This window comes from Rhodopila sp. (assembly GCF_965276935.1).
Classification (GTDB): Bacteria; Pseudomonadota; Alphaproteobacteria; order Acetobacterales; family Acetobacteraceae; genus Rhodopila.
The window spans coordinates 675,111-691,741 of sequence record NZ_CBDIBS010000004.1 but is presented as its reverse complement, the minus strand read 5'-3'; the positions used below and the strand labels follow the sequence as shown (position 1 = coordinate 691,741).

Annotated in this window: 13 protein-coding genes; 5 read left to right on the top strand and 8 right to left on the bottom strand. The window is 62.6% G+C overall.

Annotation, left to right across the window (positions count from 1 at the left end):
• The first annotated feature begins 52 nt into the window (after window positions 1–52).
• Entirely contained in the window at window positions 53–340 is a 288-nt protein-coding gene (locus tag ACQY4S_RS19505; protein ID WP_428486873.1) for a hypothetical protein, read from the top strand.
• Window positions 341–726: 386 nt separating this feature from the next.
• Here ACQY4S_RS19505 and ACQY4S_RS19500 read toward each other — a convergent pair whose 3' ends face one another.
• Entirely contained in the window at window positions 727–1,176 is a 450-nt protein-coding gene (locus ACQY4S_RS19500; RefSeq protein WP_428486872.1) for a hypothetical protein, read from the bottom strand.
• A 284-nt stretch (window positions 1,177–1,460) separates the two neighbouring features.
• Here ACQY4S_RS19500 and ACQY4S_RS19495 point away from each other — a divergent pair, with 284 nt between their 5' ends.
• From ACQY4S_RS19495 to ACQY4S_RS19485, 3 genes are all read left to right on the top strand, one after another.
• Entirely contained in the window at window positions 1,461–2,750 is a 1,290-nt protein-coding gene (locus ACQY4S_RS19495; RefSeq protein ID WP_428486871.1) for a LacI family DNA-binding transcriptional regulator, read from the top strand.
• A gap of 152 nt (window positions 2,751–2,902) precedes the next feature.
• Entirely contained in the window at window positions 2,903–3,457 is a 555-nt protein-coding gene (locus ACQY4S_RS19490; RefSeq protein WP_428486870.1) for a VOC family protein, read from the top strand.
• Between the two features lie 190 nt (window positions 3,458–3,647).
• Entirely contained in the window at window positions 3,648–5,741 is a 2,094-nt protein-coding gene (locus tag ACQY4S_RS19485; RefSeq protein ID WP_428486869.1) for a methyl-accepting chemotaxis protein, read from the top strand.
• A gap of 54 nt (window positions 5,742–5,795) precedes the next feature.
• Here the strand turns inward: ACQY4S_RS19485 and ACQY4S_RS19480 are convergent, their stop codons facing one another.
• Complete coding sequence (locus tag ACQY4S_RS19480) at window positions 5,796–6,422, bottom strand: class I SAM-dependent methyltransferase (protein ID WP_428486868.1); 627 nt, start codon at window positions 6,420–6,422, stop codon at window positions 5,796–5,798.
• Window positions 6,423–7,112: 690 nt separating this feature from the next.
• Here ACQY4S_RS19480 and ACQY4S_RS19475 point away from each other — a divergent pair.
• Window positions 7,113–8,246, top strand: coding sequence for an ISAs1 family transposase (locus ACQY4S_RS19475; RefSeq protein ID WP_428486867.1), 1,134 nt, complete (start codon window positions 7,113–7,115; stop codon window positions 8,244–8,246).
• 73 nt (window positions 8,247–8,319) lie between these two features.
• Here ACQY4S_RS19475 and ACQY4S_RS19470 read toward each other — a convergent pair whose 3' ends face one another.
• The 6 genes from ACQY4S_RS19470 to ACQY4S_RS19445 all read right to left on the bottom strand — a co-directional run bounded on the left by ACQY4S_RS19470 (window position 8,320) and on the right by ACQY4S_RS19445 (window position 16,275).
• On the bottom strand, window positions 8,320–9,261 hold the full coding sequence (locus ACQY4S_RS19470; RefSeq protein ID WP_428483280.1) for an IS630 family transposase: 942 nt from the start codon (window positions 9,259–9,261) through the stop codon (window positions 8,320–8,322).
• Between the two features lie 64 nt (window positions 9,262–9,325).
• Window positions 9,326–9,523 carry a hypothetical protein gene (locus ACQY4S_RS19465; protein WP_428486866.1) on the bottom strand — a complete coding sequence of 66 codons (198 nt, stop codon included), beginning with the start codon at window positions 9,521–9,523 and terminating at the stop codon, window positions 9,326–9,328.
• A 257-nt stretch (window positions 9,524–9,780) separates the two neighbouring features.
• On the bottom strand, window positions 9,781–11,523 hold the full coding sequence (locus ACQY4S_RS19460) for an IS1634 family transposase (RefSeq protein WP_428483124.1): 1,743 nt from the start codon (window positions 11,521–11,523) through the stop codon (window positions 9,781–9,783).
• 283 nt (window positions 11,524–11,806) lie between these two features.
• Window positions 11,807–13,000 (bottom strand): enoyl-CoA hydratase/isomerase family protein, encoded by a 1,194-nt coding sequence (locus tag ACQY4S_RS19455; RefSeq protein WP_428486865.1) that lies wholly within the window; start codon window positions 12,998–13,000, stop codon window positions 11,807–11,809.
• Window positions 13,001–13,005: 5 nt separating this feature from the next.
• Window positions 13,006–14,304: a phenylacetate--CoA ligase PaaK gene (gene paaK / locus ACQY4S_RS19450; protein WP_428486864.1), complete on the bottom strand. Its 1,299-nt coding sequence runs from the start codon at window positions 14,302–14,304 to the stop codon at window positions 13,006–13,008.
• Window positions 14,305–15,060: 756 nt separating this feature from the next.
• Window positions 15,061–16,275 (bottom strand): OFA family MFS transporter, encoded by a 1,215-nt coding sequence (locus ACQY4S_RS19445; protein WP_428486863.1) that lies wholly within the window; start codon window positions 16,273–16,275, stop codon window positions 15,061–15,063.
• Window positions 16,276–16,631: the final 356 nt, after the last annotated feature.

Below are 16,631 nucleotides of genomic sequence, written 5' to 3'. Positions count from 1 at the left end.
TTGCAGCATGATGGATTGGTTGCAAAATAATCAGCATAATGCAGGAAGCTTTATGCGTGCGACCATGGAACGGTGCATTGCCGGTATGCAGCGCGACCGTGCTGACGATGTCGTGGTCAAAGTCGAGTTCCTTCAGCAGCATCGCGCCCGCTACCCCATGCCGCAGTTCATGCGCCAGCTTCGCTTAAGTGACTTCATCCGAGCTCTCCTGCACGTAAATCAGCGGCTTATCGACGTCGTGCAGGATCAGGATGGGCACCAGGACGTTGTTGTTGACCATCTTGCCCAATCCACGGCGGCACGTTTCGCCAGGTTTAGTCATTTCGGGTACCGCCGTTGACGTACCATTCAAGCCGGTAATGCGACGCGCCAGGGGGAATAGGGCCTCTCCACCGGTCCCTAGGGGACTGGTGGCCCACATGGTAACGATCTTTTCCCGCAAGTCTAAGCTGAACAACTAAGTCTTCATGACTTCGCGGCGAGAGTTGCTGCCGTGGTCGATCGCATATTGCTTACCGGTTGAACCTTATCCTCCGCAGCACCTATCCGTTACGAATTCATTAATGATACCGAATCGTATTAACCGATGGAACCATTCTAGTGCACGGAGGCCGATGGCGATGACCCTTCGGGCTTCACTACATTGAGTGTTCCTTGGTTTGTCGGGTGGTAGGAAACGACCTATGCGACGCCGCATGAAGCGACGCCGCATTTATGCCCGGTGACTTACAGCTTGCCGCTTCCAGTCGAGCTACCGCCCGATGTCCCGCCACTCGGCATCGTGCCGTGCGGCATGGTGCTGCCCGACGTACCGCCGCTGGTGCTGGACGCATCAAACGGCTGACCCTGCTGAGCCGCCTGATAGCTCCGTTCGTTCAAGCGATCAACCGCGGAATCCTGCGAGGTGTCAGTCCGCGCCGACCGCATGGAACGGTGCGATTCCATCGCCGACTTGTGCATCCGATGGCCGGGCGTTGGCGTCTGCGACCCCGTCTGGCCCATCGTGCTGTTCGGCGTTGTTGTATTTGGTGTCGTGGTGTCCGGCATCGACTGTTGCGCGGCTGGCGCGTTGGCGCCGCCGGCATCCCCCGTTGGTTTGGTCGACTGCGCATAGGCAGGGACGGCGGCGAGCATTGCAGCCGTGCAGGCGGCCTGGAGCAAGCGTAATTTTGCCATGGTAATCTCCTTGATTAACAGCCGGCAGCCGTGTCCACGCACTTCCGGCATATGCGGGACGTGGCACTCGCTCGGACGTGCTGCCCTTCACATCCAGTTGCGGTCACGCCGATGTACCCACGCATGCATGGAACATCTTGTATATTGCGTCTCCGATCCGATCGCCGCCCAGAACGGGCTGTTGCGATAAGCCGTCTTTGGATCAGCATGTTTTCCGCTCAACCCTTTCCATGCTCAACGCACCTCAGTAACATGCACGGACAACGGAGCTATAAACCGGAAGTGTGGTAGATATCCAGCGAGAAGCCGGATCGCGACCATGTCCTCCGCTGGAATATGCATTTCCAGTGCCGCCCTCACGCGGAGCATTGTCGAAGGCAGCTTTCGTTACAAACGCCAACGGTGCTTTTTTGAACCTTCTGGGCAGCGATATCACCTATCATGCCGCTCCTGGCGTTCATGGCCAAACGTTTCGTCATGCGCCCTGGCCGGACATATCGCGGCGCGCTAGGCTTTGCATTATCCTACGACAACCTAAGGAGCCAACCCTGTCCGAACCGCCGCACGCCGCTGCCAATCATCCGGCGCCGATCAAGATCACTGATGTCGCCGCCGCCGCCGGGGTCGCACCAATGACCGTCTCGCGGGTTATCAACACACCCGACCGGGTCTCGCCGGAAACCACGGCGCGGGTGCAGGAGGCGATCGATCGGCTTGGCTATGTGCCCAACCTGATCGCCGGCGGCCTGTCGTCCCGCAAGTCCCGCATGGTTGCCGCCATCGTGCCCACCATCGCGCATCCGATGTTTGCCGGCGTCGTGCAGGCCTTTACCGAATCGATGCGCCGGGCAGGTTATCAGGTGATGCTGTCGATCAGTGGCTATGAAGACACTGACGACGAGGTACTGTTCCGCGCCTTGCTCGGCCGTCGCCCGGACGCGCTGCTGCTAACCGGTTCAGCTTATAGCCCCGGCGCCTTGCAGATGCTGATCGAGGCGCGCATCCCGGTGGTGGAGATCTGGGACGTGTCCACCCGGCCGATCGACATGGTAATTGGCTTCGACCATATGCAGGTTGGCGCCGAGGTGGCCGACTTTTTTCGTGCCAGAGGGCATGACCGGTTCGCCACCTTGACTGCTAGCGACTCCCGCGCGCTGGCGCGTGGCCGTGGCTTCACCAGGGCGGCGGCGAAAGCCGGCGGTGCCGTTGTATCGGAGCAGGTCGCTTCCGCCCCCGGAACGATCGCCGCTGGCCGCAGCGGTCTGCGCGCCCTGCTGCCGCTGCTCGACCAGCGTTGCGCGCTGTTTTGCAGCTCCGACCTGATGGCGTTTGGCGCGCTGACGGAAGCGCGGGTGCAGGGCATCGGTGTGCCGGACCGGCTCGCGGTCTGCGGCTTCGGCAATTTTGAACTGAGCGCGCTGAACGAGCCGTCGATTACCACGGTGAATGTCGAGGGCGTGCAGACCGGCCGGTCGGCCGCTTCCGCCCTGCTGCGTCGGCTTGCGGGCGAGGAGCGCCGGGATACTGACCAGATGCAGGTCCCGTTCCGCATCATCGAGCGAGCGTCCACCTGACCGCATGCCGATTATGTCATCGATGGCATGACTCCCCGCCCTGTGTCTGGTCGTTCGCATCCGAGCCGCCGCGCATCCGGCTGCTTGGCAAGCTTGCGAGGTGCCGAGCTACCGGGCAGACTGGCTGCAGGACGCACCAAGGAGGAACCGTGATGGCCGAGCTGTTGTCCCGCCCGCCGGAACGTCTGCACCACCATGCCTATGTCGTGAAGGACCAGGAAAAGAACCGCCACTTCTTTGAAGACCTGCTCGGCATTCCGCTGACCGCTACGTGGTGTGAGCGGCACTTCAGTCCCTGGGTCAACCGCGAGGTGGCGTTCTGCCACACATTTTATACCCTGGGTGACGGCAGCGCCCTGGCGTTCTTCGCGTTCGCTGATGACGAAGTCTATCGGAAGTGTCAGGCGCCGCCGCCGGAAATCCGCAATTTCGACCACATCGCGTTCAAGGTGGACAATGTGACCTATCATGAACTTGTCGCCCGATTGAAGGCCGCTGATGAGCCGGTGCGGGAGACCGACCATGGCTATTGCAAGTCGATCTATTGCACGTCCCCGGACGGGCTGATCATCGAGTTTACCGCCGATCCACCCGACGCCGACCGGATCGCCGCGTTGCGCAAAGCCGATGCTCACGCGGAACTCGCCCGGTGGATGGTGGGGGATCACCGGACCAACAACAATTTGCGGACGCATGAGGCAGTCTAGGGGCCTGCCCCCGAAATTCATTACATTATGCGGCCGACATAGGGAATTAGCCGGCCACTGAAGCAAAGAGCTAGAAAGAAGTCAGATCCACCAGGCCAGTCGATTCGCCATTTTTCCTTGGACGTGTACGTTTCGTTAACCTTTTGCTGTGCTCCTGTGTCCCTGACATCATGTCCAGGGCAACGCGCATATGTTCAAAACGCTCTCTTTAGACCGGCTGCTAAAATCGATCCTTGCCGCCTTCGCGGGGGCGGCGATCATCCTGCTGGGGCTGAACGTCAATGCCTCCTGGCATGTGCTGGCCGAGAACAACCGGGCGCAGCAGGTCGTCGCCGCCTCCCGCCAGATTTTCACCGCCATGATCAACCAGCGCACGGATCGCAGCACCACACAGCGAACCTGGAATGCGAACGAACCTTTGTCCGCCGCCAACCGTGCTTATCTGACGCCGCTGCGCGACGCTGAAATGCCAGCCCTGGCGGCCAGCCTGGACCTACTGCGAAACATTCCGTTTGATGACAAGGAAACGCTGTTGCCGGACCTTCGGCAGTCCGTCGACAAGCTGACGGCCTTGCAGACCGAGTTCTGGCGTGATGTCGCTGGTCCGAAATCCAGCCGCCGCGCCGCACTGGGTTCGGAGTACACGGCCACAGGCTTAGCGATGCAGGACACGCTGGACCACATTTCCGCGAACCTGTTCGCCAGCATCAAGGCCAATAGTCCGTTTATCAATCAGATGATGGAGGTGAAGCAGCTCGCGTGGCTGACCCGGCAGACTGTTGGCGAGTCATCACTGATGCTGTCCGTTGGGCTGGCCAAGGGAAGCGTCGCGCCCGATGCGACTATCCGCTTCGCCGGCCTTATCGGCGGCGCCCGTACTCTTTGGGCGGCAATTGACGACGCCATCATCGGCATGCCCCTGCCTTCGGCCTTCTTCGCAACGCTTACCCAGGCCAAGGCGACCCTGTTTGCCCCAGATTATATGGCTCGCCAGCAGCGGCTTCTTGCGGCGCTGCTTACCCAACAAACTCCGGAGATGACCGCTGACCAATGGTCGCCATATACCGTCCCGAAGCTCGGCGTGATGCTGGACGTCGCCGACGCGGCGCTGGCGCAAGCCGCGGAGCGTGCCGGACAGGACAGCAGCGCAGCGATGCGTGACCTGGTTGGCCAGGCAATGCTGTTGCTGCTGGCCCTGGTGGCATCGGCTGGTGGCTTCCTGGTCGTGACCCACCGCATCACCGGGCCGTTACTGACATTGCGTGACATGACCCAGCGCCTGGCCCGCGGTGACCTGTCTATCGTGCCGGATTTCGGTGGCCGCCAGGACGAGATCGGTGCCATGGCCGCCGCTCTGGGCACCTTCCGCCAGCAGGCGATTGAAAAGGCCGGCATCGAGGACGAGCAAAGCACGCTGCGGGCGCGTGCCGAAGCCCGCCGCGTCACGGTTGAGGCTTCCATCAGCGGCTTCGAGACCGAGGTAGGTTCCGCACTGGCCGCGCTGGACCAGGCCTCGGCCCAGATGGATCACGCCGCCGCCGACATGATCCAGATCGCCCAACGCGGCGCCAGCGGTGTGCGGGATGCGGAACAGGCGTCTGGTGAGGCGTCGAATAATGTCTCCAGCATTGCTGCGGCGACCGAGGAACTCAGCGTGTCGATCAGCGAGGTCAGCCGTCAGGTGGCGCAGGCCGCCCGGGTCAGTCTGCGGGCGGTGGAGGAGACGCAGAAGACCGACGAGACGGTGCGCGGGCTGGTCGAAAGTGCCGCACGGATCGGCGAGGTTGTCAGCCTGATCAGCGATATCGCGGCGCAGACCAATCTTCTGGCGCTGAACGCGACGATCGAGGCGGCGCGGGCGGGTGAAGCCGGAAAGGGATTTGCTGTCGTAGCGTCGGAGGTGAAGTCGCTGGCCAACCAGACCGCGAAGGCCACCGAGGAGATTAGTGGCCAGATCGCCGCGGTGCGTAGCGTGACGCAGGATGCGGTCAAGGCAATCAAGCAGATCCGCGGCACGATCGATGAGGTCAACACGGTGGCCATCAGCATCACTAGCAGCGTGGAGGAGCAGGGATCGGCAATGCGCGAGATCGCCCGCAACACGCAGCTCGCCTCGGAGCGGACACGTGATGCATCCGCCAGCGTCACGGCCGTCACCGCTGAAACCCATGCCACCACCGGTACTGCCGAAGCCGTGAAGGCCGCCGCGACATCCCTTGGGTCCGAGGCGCTGCGGCTGCGCGAACAGGTCGAGCAGTTCATGAAGCGCATCCGGGCGGCATAACTCGAGTGACCGGCCATGCGGACCGGCACATGCAGGCTGACCGGTGCGATATCGCTACGACGCGGCCGCCCTGCCTGACACCATCCACAATGGATCGCTACCTGGCGGTGTCGAGGTCCGGCTGCCGATATCGCCAAAGCCGGCCGCTTGCATGTAGGCGCTGACCAAACGCTGCTGATCGGGGCCGGACAGTGCCTGCCAGATCGCCACCGCCTTGCTGGGGAAACAGCGGTTGGAGAACGACACGATGAACGGCGCGCCTCGTTTCAGCACGCGCGCGACCTGCTGGAACACCTCAACCGGCCGCTGGAGGTATTGCACCGATACGCACAGGCATGCGCCATCAAATGCGGCATCATCCAGTGAAAGCGTCGGGTCGGCATTCAGATCCTGCACGAACCAACGAGAAAATCTTGGGTTGGCCGCCAGTTCTTCGGCGTTCATGCCGTGGCCGATGACCGAGGCATAAGCCACCTCCGGCGGCAGGTGGCTGACCCAACTGCTCATCAGGTCCAGCAGGACACCATTTGGCGGCAGCAGCGCACGATAGGTCTCGGTTACCGCCGCGATCGCACCATCGTCGATATGTGTGACGAAGCGCGGCTGCTCGTAGAAGGCTGCATCCGGCGACGAGTCCGCCTTGTCGAAGGCCGCCGCCGGCAGTCCAGGCAGTTGCTCCATGGCAGTTACCTCGGCTGATGCCAGTAGGTTCAATGCGGCGTTGGCGATCGCGACACACGTCGCCCACCGATGCGCACACACCTTGTGGTGGCGGCGGAAAAGACAACCACCCGTGGCGAATAACTCGCGGATTGGCATGTCGGCATCAGTCCGGACATCAAGCACTGAACCTATAAAAAGTCATATTATCAGAGCAGCATAGGAGGTTTGGCATCGCCGCAAAGTAGAAGATGTCGCGCCGGCGCTGTCGGTATATACCAGTATGGATGAAGAACAATCCATGCCTCTGGGCGCTGACCCGGAAGAGAAATGATCTTGGTTGGCAGACCGGCGACGGTGCTGTCTCAAGCTTTGCCGTCCATATCGGCTAGCCGCCCTTCATGCCAGCGACGTCGAGCTTACTGCTCACTGCCGGTTTTGCCAGCACCGCTTTGGACTGCGCCATCAGACGGCTGCGCCGTGGCCGGTCAAGTGCGGTTTTCGTCCGGTCTCATCGGGCAACCGATAAGGCTCCGAACACCCGCAGGCTCAGCCGCACCGCAAACCATCGGCCGGTATCCGGTTCGGCTTGCACATTACGGCGAATGCCATCCAGCAAGGTTTCCACCCAGGGCGATCGCTTGAGTGGTTGAGGGATTCCCGTGCGGGCTAGAATCGGATTCATAGGAAGCCTCTCATCAGGAGGTCTCTATGTCCATGCCAAGCCAGCCCTGCTTCTTGTCCCACTTCGCGGCCCTCCGGGACCCGCGCCAAGCGACGAAGGTGCTATATCCTCTACCGGAAATCCTGTTGCTGATGCTCTGCGGGACCATCGCCGGTGCGGACGACTTTGTCGAAATCAGCCTGTGGGGCAGCGAACGCCAGGGCTTCCTCCGCCGTTTTCTGCCGTTCAAGCACGGCATCCCGAGCCACGACACATTGTGCGACGTGATCGCGGCGATTGATCCTGAGCTGTTCAAGACATGTTTCCTGACCTGGGTAGACGGGTTGCGGACTGACACGCCCGAGATTATCGCGATCGATGGCAAGACCTCGCGTCGCAGCCATGCCCGCGGCAAAGGGCGTCTGCCGCTGCATACGGTGTCCGCCTGGGCGACGCGTCAGCGATTGGTCCTTGGACAAGAGGCGGTGTCGGCGAAATCCAATGAGATCACCGCCATTCCTGTGCTGCTGCGTCGTCTGGAACTGGCCGGCGCGTTGGTGACCATCGATGCCATGGGCACGCAGAAGGAGATTGCCCAGACGATCATCGAGGGTGGTGGCGATTACGTGCTGGCCTTGAAGGAGAACTGGCCAGCGACCTATGCCGAAGTGGAAACCGTCTTTGCCGATCCACCACCAACGCTGACGCTGCAAAGCTTCGAGACCGTCGATGGCGACCATGGCCGGATCGAAACCCGCCGCCATACGATCTGCCACGACATCGACTGGCTGTTCGCCGAGCGGCGTCATCCGGGCGAATTTGCATTCCCTGGCCTGACCGCCATCGGCATGATCGAAAGCGAAACCGAGCGGGGCGGCGTTATCCAGACAGAAACCCGATACTACCTGTGCTCAACCAAACTCAGTGCCGAGACCCTCGCCAGGGTCGTGCGGAGCCACTGGGGCATTGAGAACCGGCTGCACTGGGTGCTGGATGTGGTATTCCACGACGATTTGGCGCGCCTGCGCACCGCTCATGGCCCTGCCAACATGGCGGTCGTGAAACATACTGCCATGAATTTACTGAGCCAGGCGAAACCCGTCACCAGCTTTAAGAACCGCCGTAAAAAGGCCGGCTGGAATCAGGATTATCTGGAAAACGTCATCCGGCGCATCGCATGAGACACTCAAGCGATTCCCCTGGGTTTCCACCTTCCGGCCCTTGTCCCGCCGCCCCCTTTAGAGCATGATCGTTTTAGGTTGACCCGTAGCCGGAGTTGACGAGGTAATTGGCGCATTCTTCGACGGTATACTCGTCGAGGAGCTTGGCGATCGCTTCGATCACTGCGTCGATGGTGCGGGCGTTGGCCTTGCGCAGCAGGGTTTTGAGTTTGGCGAACACCTGCTCGATCGGGTTGAGGTCGGGACTATAGGGTGGCAGGAAAATCAGCTTTGCACCCGCTGTCCGGATTGCCTTGCGGATGACAGGGCCCTTGTGACTGCTCAGATTATCCATGATCACAACGTCGCCCGGTCGTAACGTCGGCACCAGGAACTGCTCGACATAGGCGCGAAAACTGATCGCGTTCATCGGCTGATCGAGCAGGCATGGCGCATGAATGCCGTCGCATCGCAGGGCGGCAACGAAGGTTTGCGTCTGGCGATGACCATGCGGCACCTTGGCGAGCAGACGCTGGCCGACCGGGCACCGCCCCCGGATCGGGGTCATGTTCGTCTTCGTCCAGGTTTCGTCTACAAAAACAAGCCGTCTGGGATCAACTTTATCCTGCCGCTTTTGCCATTGCAGGCGCCGACGGGCAACATTGGGACGATCCTGCTCGCTGGCGTGCAGGCTTTTTTTAAAGCTGAGACCAGCGCGGTCAACGATGTTCCAGACAGCAAAATAGCTCACCGTGATGCCACGGTCTTGCAACTCAGCGAGCAGTGCGCGCAACGGCAGATCCGGCTGTTGCGCAATCCGTTCGATAATCCTGTCGCGTTCGTTGGCCAGTGCGAAGGGCCGATGACCACCCAGCCCCTGCGCCGCCACGCTGCCCTTCTGTCGATCCAGCCGCGACCACCGCTGCACAGACGACTCACTGACCTGGAAGAGGGTCGCCGTCTCAAGCCGGCTCCTGCCTGAGCGGAATGCCGCGACAGCGCGTTCTCGCAAATCCAACGTGTAAGGAGCACCCATCCATGCTGGCCTCCGACCCAGCCCACAGCTTGGATCAGATTTTAGGCCGCGCCGGAACCCCTACTCACGCAGGAGTCAACTTAAAACGATCATGCTCTAAACGAATGTGCAGCGCCTTTTGCGCTCGCCTACCCCGATTTCTGACAATGATGACCATCTTCTCCATGATGCGGTCCGTCAGACCGGGCGCCAGATGGCCCAGCGCAGCCACTATCCGGCTGCCGCCGTCCGCGAAGATGTCGTGAACCGGCTTGGTCGCCAACTGCAGTATTGCTGATGCAACAACCTCCAGCGCATAGACCTTCGGCGCATGAACGGGTTCGGATGCAGGATAATTCTTCGCGTTGAACGACGCCCCAGAAGTTCACTTCGAACAACTTGCGCATGTCCTCGACCGAAACACTGTCGAGGCCCCCGTATATGCTCCCGTCGGCATTGTTGATCCACGTGTTAAACTGAACTTTACCGTCTTTTCGACGTAAGTCATTGATCCGACTCCGGACCCCACCTGCTTGCTGTCTACGCTGCCGTCAATTCGACCCCCAACAGACTGAGTGCGCGGCGCTGTATCGGCGTTGCGGTGGTCTGAACGGTAAGCATCTTCTGCCCTGCGAAGCAGACGGTGTTTCGGGCCAATGTTGCCAGATCGCCCAGCAGGGTGCGGAAGCTGTGCACCGGCTGGAGCTCGCCGCTAGCGTCCACCACGCGCTGCGTCGAGGCCTTGCGATAAGCCGCCTTGGAGACCTTGGCCTTGGCCACTGGCGACGTCCGCTCTGCTTCGGCCGACGCGCGGTCATGATCGTCGAACAACATCGGCGCCAGCGGCTGGCGCATATGCCACTCCAGGTAATACGCCAGCATGCACAGCAGGACATGCGCGCGTACCCGCGGCGCGGTCCAATGGAACACCGGCCGCAGGTCCAGATCGACGCTCTTGAGGCAGCGGAACGCGCGCTCTACCTGGGCCAAGGCTTTGTAGGCCCGCACGGTCCCGGCGGTATCGATCTGCTTGGCGGGGAGGTTGGTGCGCAGCACGTAAAAGCCATCGAACCTGGCTTCATCGGCGATCGCTTCGGCCTTGCGCGTGAAGTCAAATGCGGCGTCGGTGATGGTCAACGCGAAATGCTTGGCCATCTTGCGTTTGCCCAGGAGAGCGCCGACCGCGCGGCCGATGTCCCCAGCCCCGCGCAGAGGGTTCTTCGCGCGCGTCACCCGGGCCTGGATCTTGCTCAGGTCGGCCTCGGTCAGCGCCAGTAACGCGTCACGCTTGCGTTGGCGTTCCGCCGCCAGCAGCGGGTTCTGGCACACCACCAGCCGTTCGTCGGGATAATCCGGGCTGCTGATCTCAGCCATATCGCGGGTGTCGAACAGGGAGAATTGCAGCTGTCCGCCTTCCGCCAGTTGCCGGATCGCCGGGGCACGCAGCGCGGTGATCCAGTCTAGGCCGGCGGGGCGGAGGGCTTGTTCGATCCGTGCGGCGGTGAGCATGCCGCGGTCGCCGACCATCACCACGTGGCGCAGCCGCAAGCGCTGCTTCAGCTTGCTGATCTGCGCCGCGACGGTGGCCGGGTCGGCGGTGTTTCCCTCGAACACCTCGACCGCCACGGGGCAACCATCCGCGGCACACAGCAGGCCGATCACCAGTTGCGGCCGATCGCCACGGCTGTCGCGGCTGTAACCGTGGTGGGCCAGCGGACAGCAGCGGCCCTCGAGGTAGGTGGAGGTGACGTCGTAGAGCACCAGCGCGCCGTTCTTCAGATGGCGGCGGGCGAGTTGGTTTTCGATGAAGGCCTGCTCGCTGCCGAGCCAGTCGAGGGTGGTGTAGATTTCGCCGGCGGTAACGCAGCCAAGGCCGAGGCTTTCACCCAGCGAGTGGCTGGCGGTGGCGCTGTCGAGCATGCGCGCTGTCGCCAGCTTCGCCGCCGGGTCGAGCAGTCTGGCGACGATCAGCGCCAGCGCCAGGTCACGGCGGCGCGGCGGGGCGCGGCGCGGCAGCAGATCGTCGAGGCCGATGCGCCGTGCCACGCTCAGCGCCGCAAGCACGTGGCCATGCGGCAGCGAGCGGCGGATCTCGAAGCCGTTGTCACCAACCGGGGCGAGCGGGTCGCCACGCAGGGCAGCACGCAGAGTCTCGATGCGCTCGACCGGCAGCTTGGAGAGGTTGGCCAGCGTGCGGTTCTTGACCTTGCCGTCCTCGCGATAGGTTTGGCGCAGGAGGAAGGACGGTTTGGCGTTACGGTTTGGGACCTTGGCGATGTGCATGAGGCATGGAATCAAACCGGTTCGGCCTGTGTCAAGGAGAAATTCGCCAAATGCTTGACTACGTTCGTGGCACGTTTCCTTGGTAATCAACCGGATGGCTCAAAAACACAGCAAAGTTCGGGTTAAAGCCGCCGAACGCCTCCCGCGCCTTGGCGGCCAATCGAGGATGCGAGGGAAGGCAGGCTCGAGGCGTAGGGCCGCCATGACGGCAAGAGCGTAATGCGTCGCTGCGAGCGACGCATCATGGATCAACCGGATCTGCTGTCAGAGACGAATGATGTGGCTAACACTTCACGCGGCTCCGGGCACCCCAATTCTCTTCAAGATTGCGGATCAGCGCCGGACTGAAGTGGCACGCCGCCTGCTCACGCGCATAGACCGCGAAGTAGCGGCGGAACAGATCCAGCGGCTCGACCGCGACGCGGAAGGCACGCCGGTTGCCGATCGCGCCCACCGCGCCGGCGCTGGTCAACATCGCAACGGCCCGCTCGATGGCCGCATCCATCGTCGCGACCGGCACGATCTCGTCACAGATCAGCCGGCCCTCCGCGCTGTCGCACATCAGCTTCCGCTCCGCCTGGATCAGTTGCCTGGCAAGACGGTCGCCGATGAAGCGCGGCAGGCGCAGGTTGGCGGCACCGGGAATGATGCCTTCCTTCCGGGCCGGCAGCGTCATGAAGGCGTCCTCGGCGGCTAGGACGTAGTCCATGGTCAGCAGGATCTGGCAGTGGCCGCCGATGGCGAAACCCTCCACCGCCGCGATCCAGGGTTTCTCCACGCCGGTGCCATTCACGTCGTCCGGCAGCGCTTCGGGCGTGGCGACGCCACGCAGGAACTTGTGCACGAAGCCGAGATCCCGTTGCAGATACCAAAGGACCGGAATCGAGCCGTGGTAAAGATGCGTCAGGTTGATGCCGCTGCCGAAGATGCGGCGTCCGGCATATTTGGCGTTCGACACCGGCTGGCCGCGCAGCACGGCGATTTCCGTCGCTGGGTCTAGCGTCGCGACATCGACGCCGATCTCCATCGCGTCGATTGTGTCCTGATCCTCGGCGTTCAGGTAGCGTGCGTTGCTGCTGAGCAGATGCGCCGCGCGGCCGAACCGTTCGACGCGCACTGGCCCGAGGTCGACGAAACCCTGGACGTCCAGCGTGGCCAGCGCCGCCTGCGTTTCCGGCCGCGGCAGCAGCATCGCATGGCACAGGTGCGTGCCGCAGCGCGGATGGGCGAGGATGTGCGAGATTAGCAGGCTGTGGTCGCCTTCCAGCCCCTGCTTCTGTTTCAGCGGCAAGGCGGCCTCCTCGACGAGCTGCTCCGGTGTCGGCACCAGACCGGGATAAGCTTCAGCGGCAAGATGCATTAAGTCCCGCAGGCGGACGAAACGGCTGAACCCGCCGGTCAACGCAGCGTAGACTGCCTCGATGTTCTCGCTCAGGAATTGGTCGCGCGCCGCTCGGTTGTGCAGTGTCGCTGACATCGGAATCAGTCCTTTGGCCGCAGATCGATGACGCGCTTCGCCTTGCCCTGCGAGCGTTCAAGCGTCCCCGGCTCGACCACACGCACCTTTGTCGTGATGCCGGCGAAGACCTTGATCAGATGTTCGGCACGCCGTTCCAGCTCCGCCAGCTCCGTGGCGTGCAACCGGCCGGCTAGCGCCGACTGGGTTTCGACCACCACATCGAGTTCATCCAGGTGCTCCGGCCGCCGCAGCTCCAGCACATAGTGCGGCGCCAGTTTTTCCTCGCGTGCCAACACCGCCTCGATGTTCGAGGGGAACACATTCACCCCGCGAATGATCAGCATGTCGTCGCTGCGGCCGGTGATGCGCTCGATCCGCCGCATAGCGCGGGTGGTGGGCGGCAACAGCCGGGTCAGGTCGCGGGTGCGGTAGCGGATCACCGGCATGCCCTGCTTGGTCAACGTGGTGATCACCAGCTCGCCCGGCTGACCGTCGGGCACCGGCAGGCCGGAGGCCAGATCGATGATTTCCGGGTAAAAATGGTCCTCCCAGAACGTCAGCGCGCCCTTGGAGTCGGCGCATTCCTGCGCCACGCCGGGTCCCATGACTTCCGATAATCCATAGATGTCCAGGGCCTCGATCCCCAGGCGGCGCTCGATGTCGGCGCGCATGCCTTCGCCCCAGGGTTCGGCACCAAAGATGCCCAGCCGCAGGCTGGTGTCGCGGGCGTCCAGACCCTGCGCATCGAACGCCTCGGCGATGGCGAGCATGTAGGACGGCGTGACCATGATGATGTCCGGGGTGAAGTCGGTAATGATCTGCACCTGCCGCTCGGTGAAGCCGCCGCCGACGGGGATCACCGCCGCCCCCAGATATTCGCCGCCGTAATGGGCGCCGAGGCCGCCGGTGAACAACCCGTAGCCATAGGCAACATGGATCTTGTCCGACACGCGTCCGCCCGCCGCTTGGATCGAGCGGGCCACAAGGCACGACCAGGTCTCGATGTCCTGCCTGGTATAGCCAACAACGATCGGTTTGCCAGTGGTGCCGCTGGAGGCGTGGATGCGCACAATCTGCTCCATTGGCACGGCGAACAGGCCGAATGGATAGTTCCGCCGCAGGTCGTCCTTCGCCGTCAGCGGGAACCTGGTAAGGTCCTCCAGGCGCTGAAGATCATCGGGATGCACTCCGGCGGCGTCAAAGCAAGCCTTATAGTGCGGCACCTGCGTATAGGCCCGGCCCACCACGTCCTGCATGCGAGCAAGTTGCAGCGTGCGCAGTTCATCGATGCTGGCGGTCTCGATCCGTTCGATCGTGGCCATGACGTTCCTCTTTATTGTCGCCCGCGCTCCTTGGCACCGGTTAGATGACGCGATGGCGGGTCGGCTTTTCGGCTTCTTCTGGGCCGCGACCAGAGCATTCGCTACTGGTGATGAAGCGTCAACCAAATGATGTTAAACGCGTTCTGTGCGCAGGCAGTGTGCCTATTCTGGATTGCCGTGGTCCGCTGACGCGTCTGGACAAAGGCACGCAAGACCATGTTGATCCTCAGCCGCGAACCGATGCTGATTACCTTGAACCAGCGCGGGACCTGATTTTCCAGTCTCGAGGTAGTACGCCGTCATCTTCGTTCGCGCGTCTTTCTCCTTCGCCTGGCTGACCCGTGCGAATGTGTCGCAGGCTGATCGGCTTTCGCCATGATCACGCACTGCCTGAATGTCTTTGGTCGAAGCGGGCATGACACGCTTTTTTGCGCTAAATCTTACCCGCCTGAATGAGATCATCCGCCTCGCGCCGCTGCGCTCGGTCCATACGACCACGCCAAATTCTAAATCGTTTGGCCTAATGACAAGAAAGCGTTCTACCTTCACACGAAGCGATGAAGGTGATGGCCGGTCGTCCATTAAACGGCACGGCTGGCGCTCGATGTCGCCAGACGGGCACCTTCCACACCGACTTGGTTCGCTGGCGATCCTGTATCATCCTCGTTCACGCCGACCGCGGCGGTATCCGGAGCTTCCTCCTGCGCGCAATCGTCGATGTTCTCCTGGTTCGGCCGCCAACCACAGGTAGCCCCGTCAGAACAGAATCGCGACCTTCGAGAGGGTCATCCACAGGCCCCAGGCAATCGGCAGCAGCACGCATAGCCAGACTACGGCCACCCTGGCGCTCATCCCACCCAGTCCGATCCCGTAGGACCCGGCGATACCGGCGCGCGTATCCTGCATCATGGCAAGCTCGTTTGGCGTCATGACCCAGCGGGGCGCCAGCGGGCGGACCAGCAGGTTGGCCACCAACCCCACGGCGAGCAGGCCCGCCATGACGTAGAGCGTCTGATCGTAAATGAACGCCTTGGCGACGCCGGCCTCCTTGGCTCGTTCATTGATGGTGCTGACCAGCACCGGCCCCAGTACCCCGGCGGTGGGCCACGCCGTCAGCAACCGGCCGTGAATCGCACCAATGAAATGCGTGCCGAACACGTCCGCCAGGTAGGCCGGCAGGGTGGCGAACCCGCCACCGTACATGGACAGGATGATGCAGCAGAAAACGACGAACGGCGCCTTGCTGCTGGCATGCGCTGCCCCTGGCGCGGCCAAGTACAGCGCGATGCCGGCCGCGAAGAAGACAAAGTAGGTCATCTTGCGCCCGATTTTGTCTGATATGGCCGCCCAAAAGAACCGCCCGCCGATGTTGAATATGGACAGCAGGCCGACGAACCCGGCAGCGGTGGCGGCTGGGACCGTAAACAACTCCTGCAGCATCGGGGACGCTACACTCAGCACGCCGAGCCCCGCGCTGACGTTCATCAGCAGCACTACCCAGATCAGCCAGAATTGCGGCGTCCGCGCCGCTTGGCTCAGGTGCACGTGACCGGAGTCGGCGAGCCCGCGAATCACCGCCGGCTGCACCCAATCCTCTGGCTTCCAGTTCGCCGGCGGAATGCGATAGCCGAAGCTGCCAGCCAGCATAAAGACCAGATAGACGGCGGCGAGCACCAGGAAAGTCTGCCAGACGCCTGGGCCGTTGGCGTTCTTGAATTTTCCCATCAGCAGTGTTGCCAGCGGCGCGCCAATCATGGCGCCGCCGCCGAAACCCATGATCGCCATGCCGGTTGCCATGCCGCGGCGGTCCGGGAACCACTTCACCAGCATGGATACCGGGGAGATGTAGCCCAGGCCGAGACCCATCCCGCCCAGTACGCCCATACCCAGCCAGATGACCCACAACTGGTGCAGCCCTATGCCGAAGGCGGCCACCGAGAGCCCGGCGGACCAGCACAGGCTGGCCACCACGCCGGCGCGGCGGCGGCCCCACCCGCTCTAGCCAGCCGCCCCAGATGGCGGCGGCGGCGCCCAGGAAGACGATGCCAATCTCGAACCCGACGACCAGGTTCGGCTCCGTCCAGTCGCAGGTCGTGGTCGTCAGGGATCGCAACACGCCGGTGTCGGCTGTGCAAGCGTTGCCAATGATGTGTGTCAGCGGCAGCCAGAACACCGACATGCCGTAAATCATACCGATGCATAGGTGCACCGCCAGCGCCGCGGGAGGCACCAGCCAGCGGTTGAAACCCGGTTTGGCAACCGTTCGGGCACGGTCCAGCAAGCCGACCGAGGTCGGGGTTTCAAGGCGGGTGGGCATGCTCATGCAG

What these genes read in the sequence shown, in the direction of transcription:
- ACQY4S_RS19505 (WP_428486873.1), top strand. Translation starts at nt 53, where the DNA reads ATGCGTGCGACCATGGAACGGTGCATTGCCGGTATGCAGCGCGACCGT.
- ACQY4S_RS19500 (WP_428486872.1), bottom strand. Translation starts at nt 1,176, where the DNA reads ATGGCAAAATTACGCTTGCTCCAGGCCGCCTGCACGGCTGCAATGCTC.
- ACQY4S_RS19490 (WP_428486870.1), top strand. Translation starts at nt 2,903, where the DNA reads ATGGCCGAGCTGTTGTCCCGCCCGCCGGAACGTCTGCACCACCATGCC.
- ACQY4S_RS19485 (WP_428486869.1), top strand. Translation starts at nt 3,648, where the DNA reads ATGTTCAAAACGCTCTCTTTAGACCGGCTGCTAAAATCGATCCTTGCC.
- ACQY4S_RS19480 (WP_428486868.1), bottom strand. Translation starts at nt 6,422, where the DNA reads ATGGAGCAACTGCCTGGACTGCCGGCGGCGGCCTTCGACAAGGCGGAC.
- ACQY4S_RS19475 (WP_428486867.1), top strand. Translation starts at nt 7,113, where the DNA reads ATGTCCATGCCAAGCCAGCCCTGCTTCTTGTCCCACTTCGCGGCCCTC.
- ACQY4S_RS19470 (WP_428483280.1), bottom strand. Translation starts at nt 9,261, where the DNA reads ATGGGTGCTCCTTACACGTTGGATTTGCGAGAACGCGCTGTCGCGGCA.
- ACQY4S_RS19460 (WP_428483124.1), bottom strand. Translation starts at nt 11,523, where the DNA reads ATGCACATCGCCAAGGTCCCAAACCGTAACGCCAAACCGTCCTTCCTC.
- ACQY4S_RS19455 (WP_428486865.1), bottom strand. Translation starts at nt 13,000, where the DNA reads ATGTCAGCGACACTGCACAACCGAGCGGCGCGCGACCAATTCCTGAGC.
- paaK (WP_428486864.1), bottom strand. Translation starts at nt 14,304, where the DNA reads ATGGCCACGATCGAACGGATCGAGACCGCCAGCATCGATGAACTGCGC.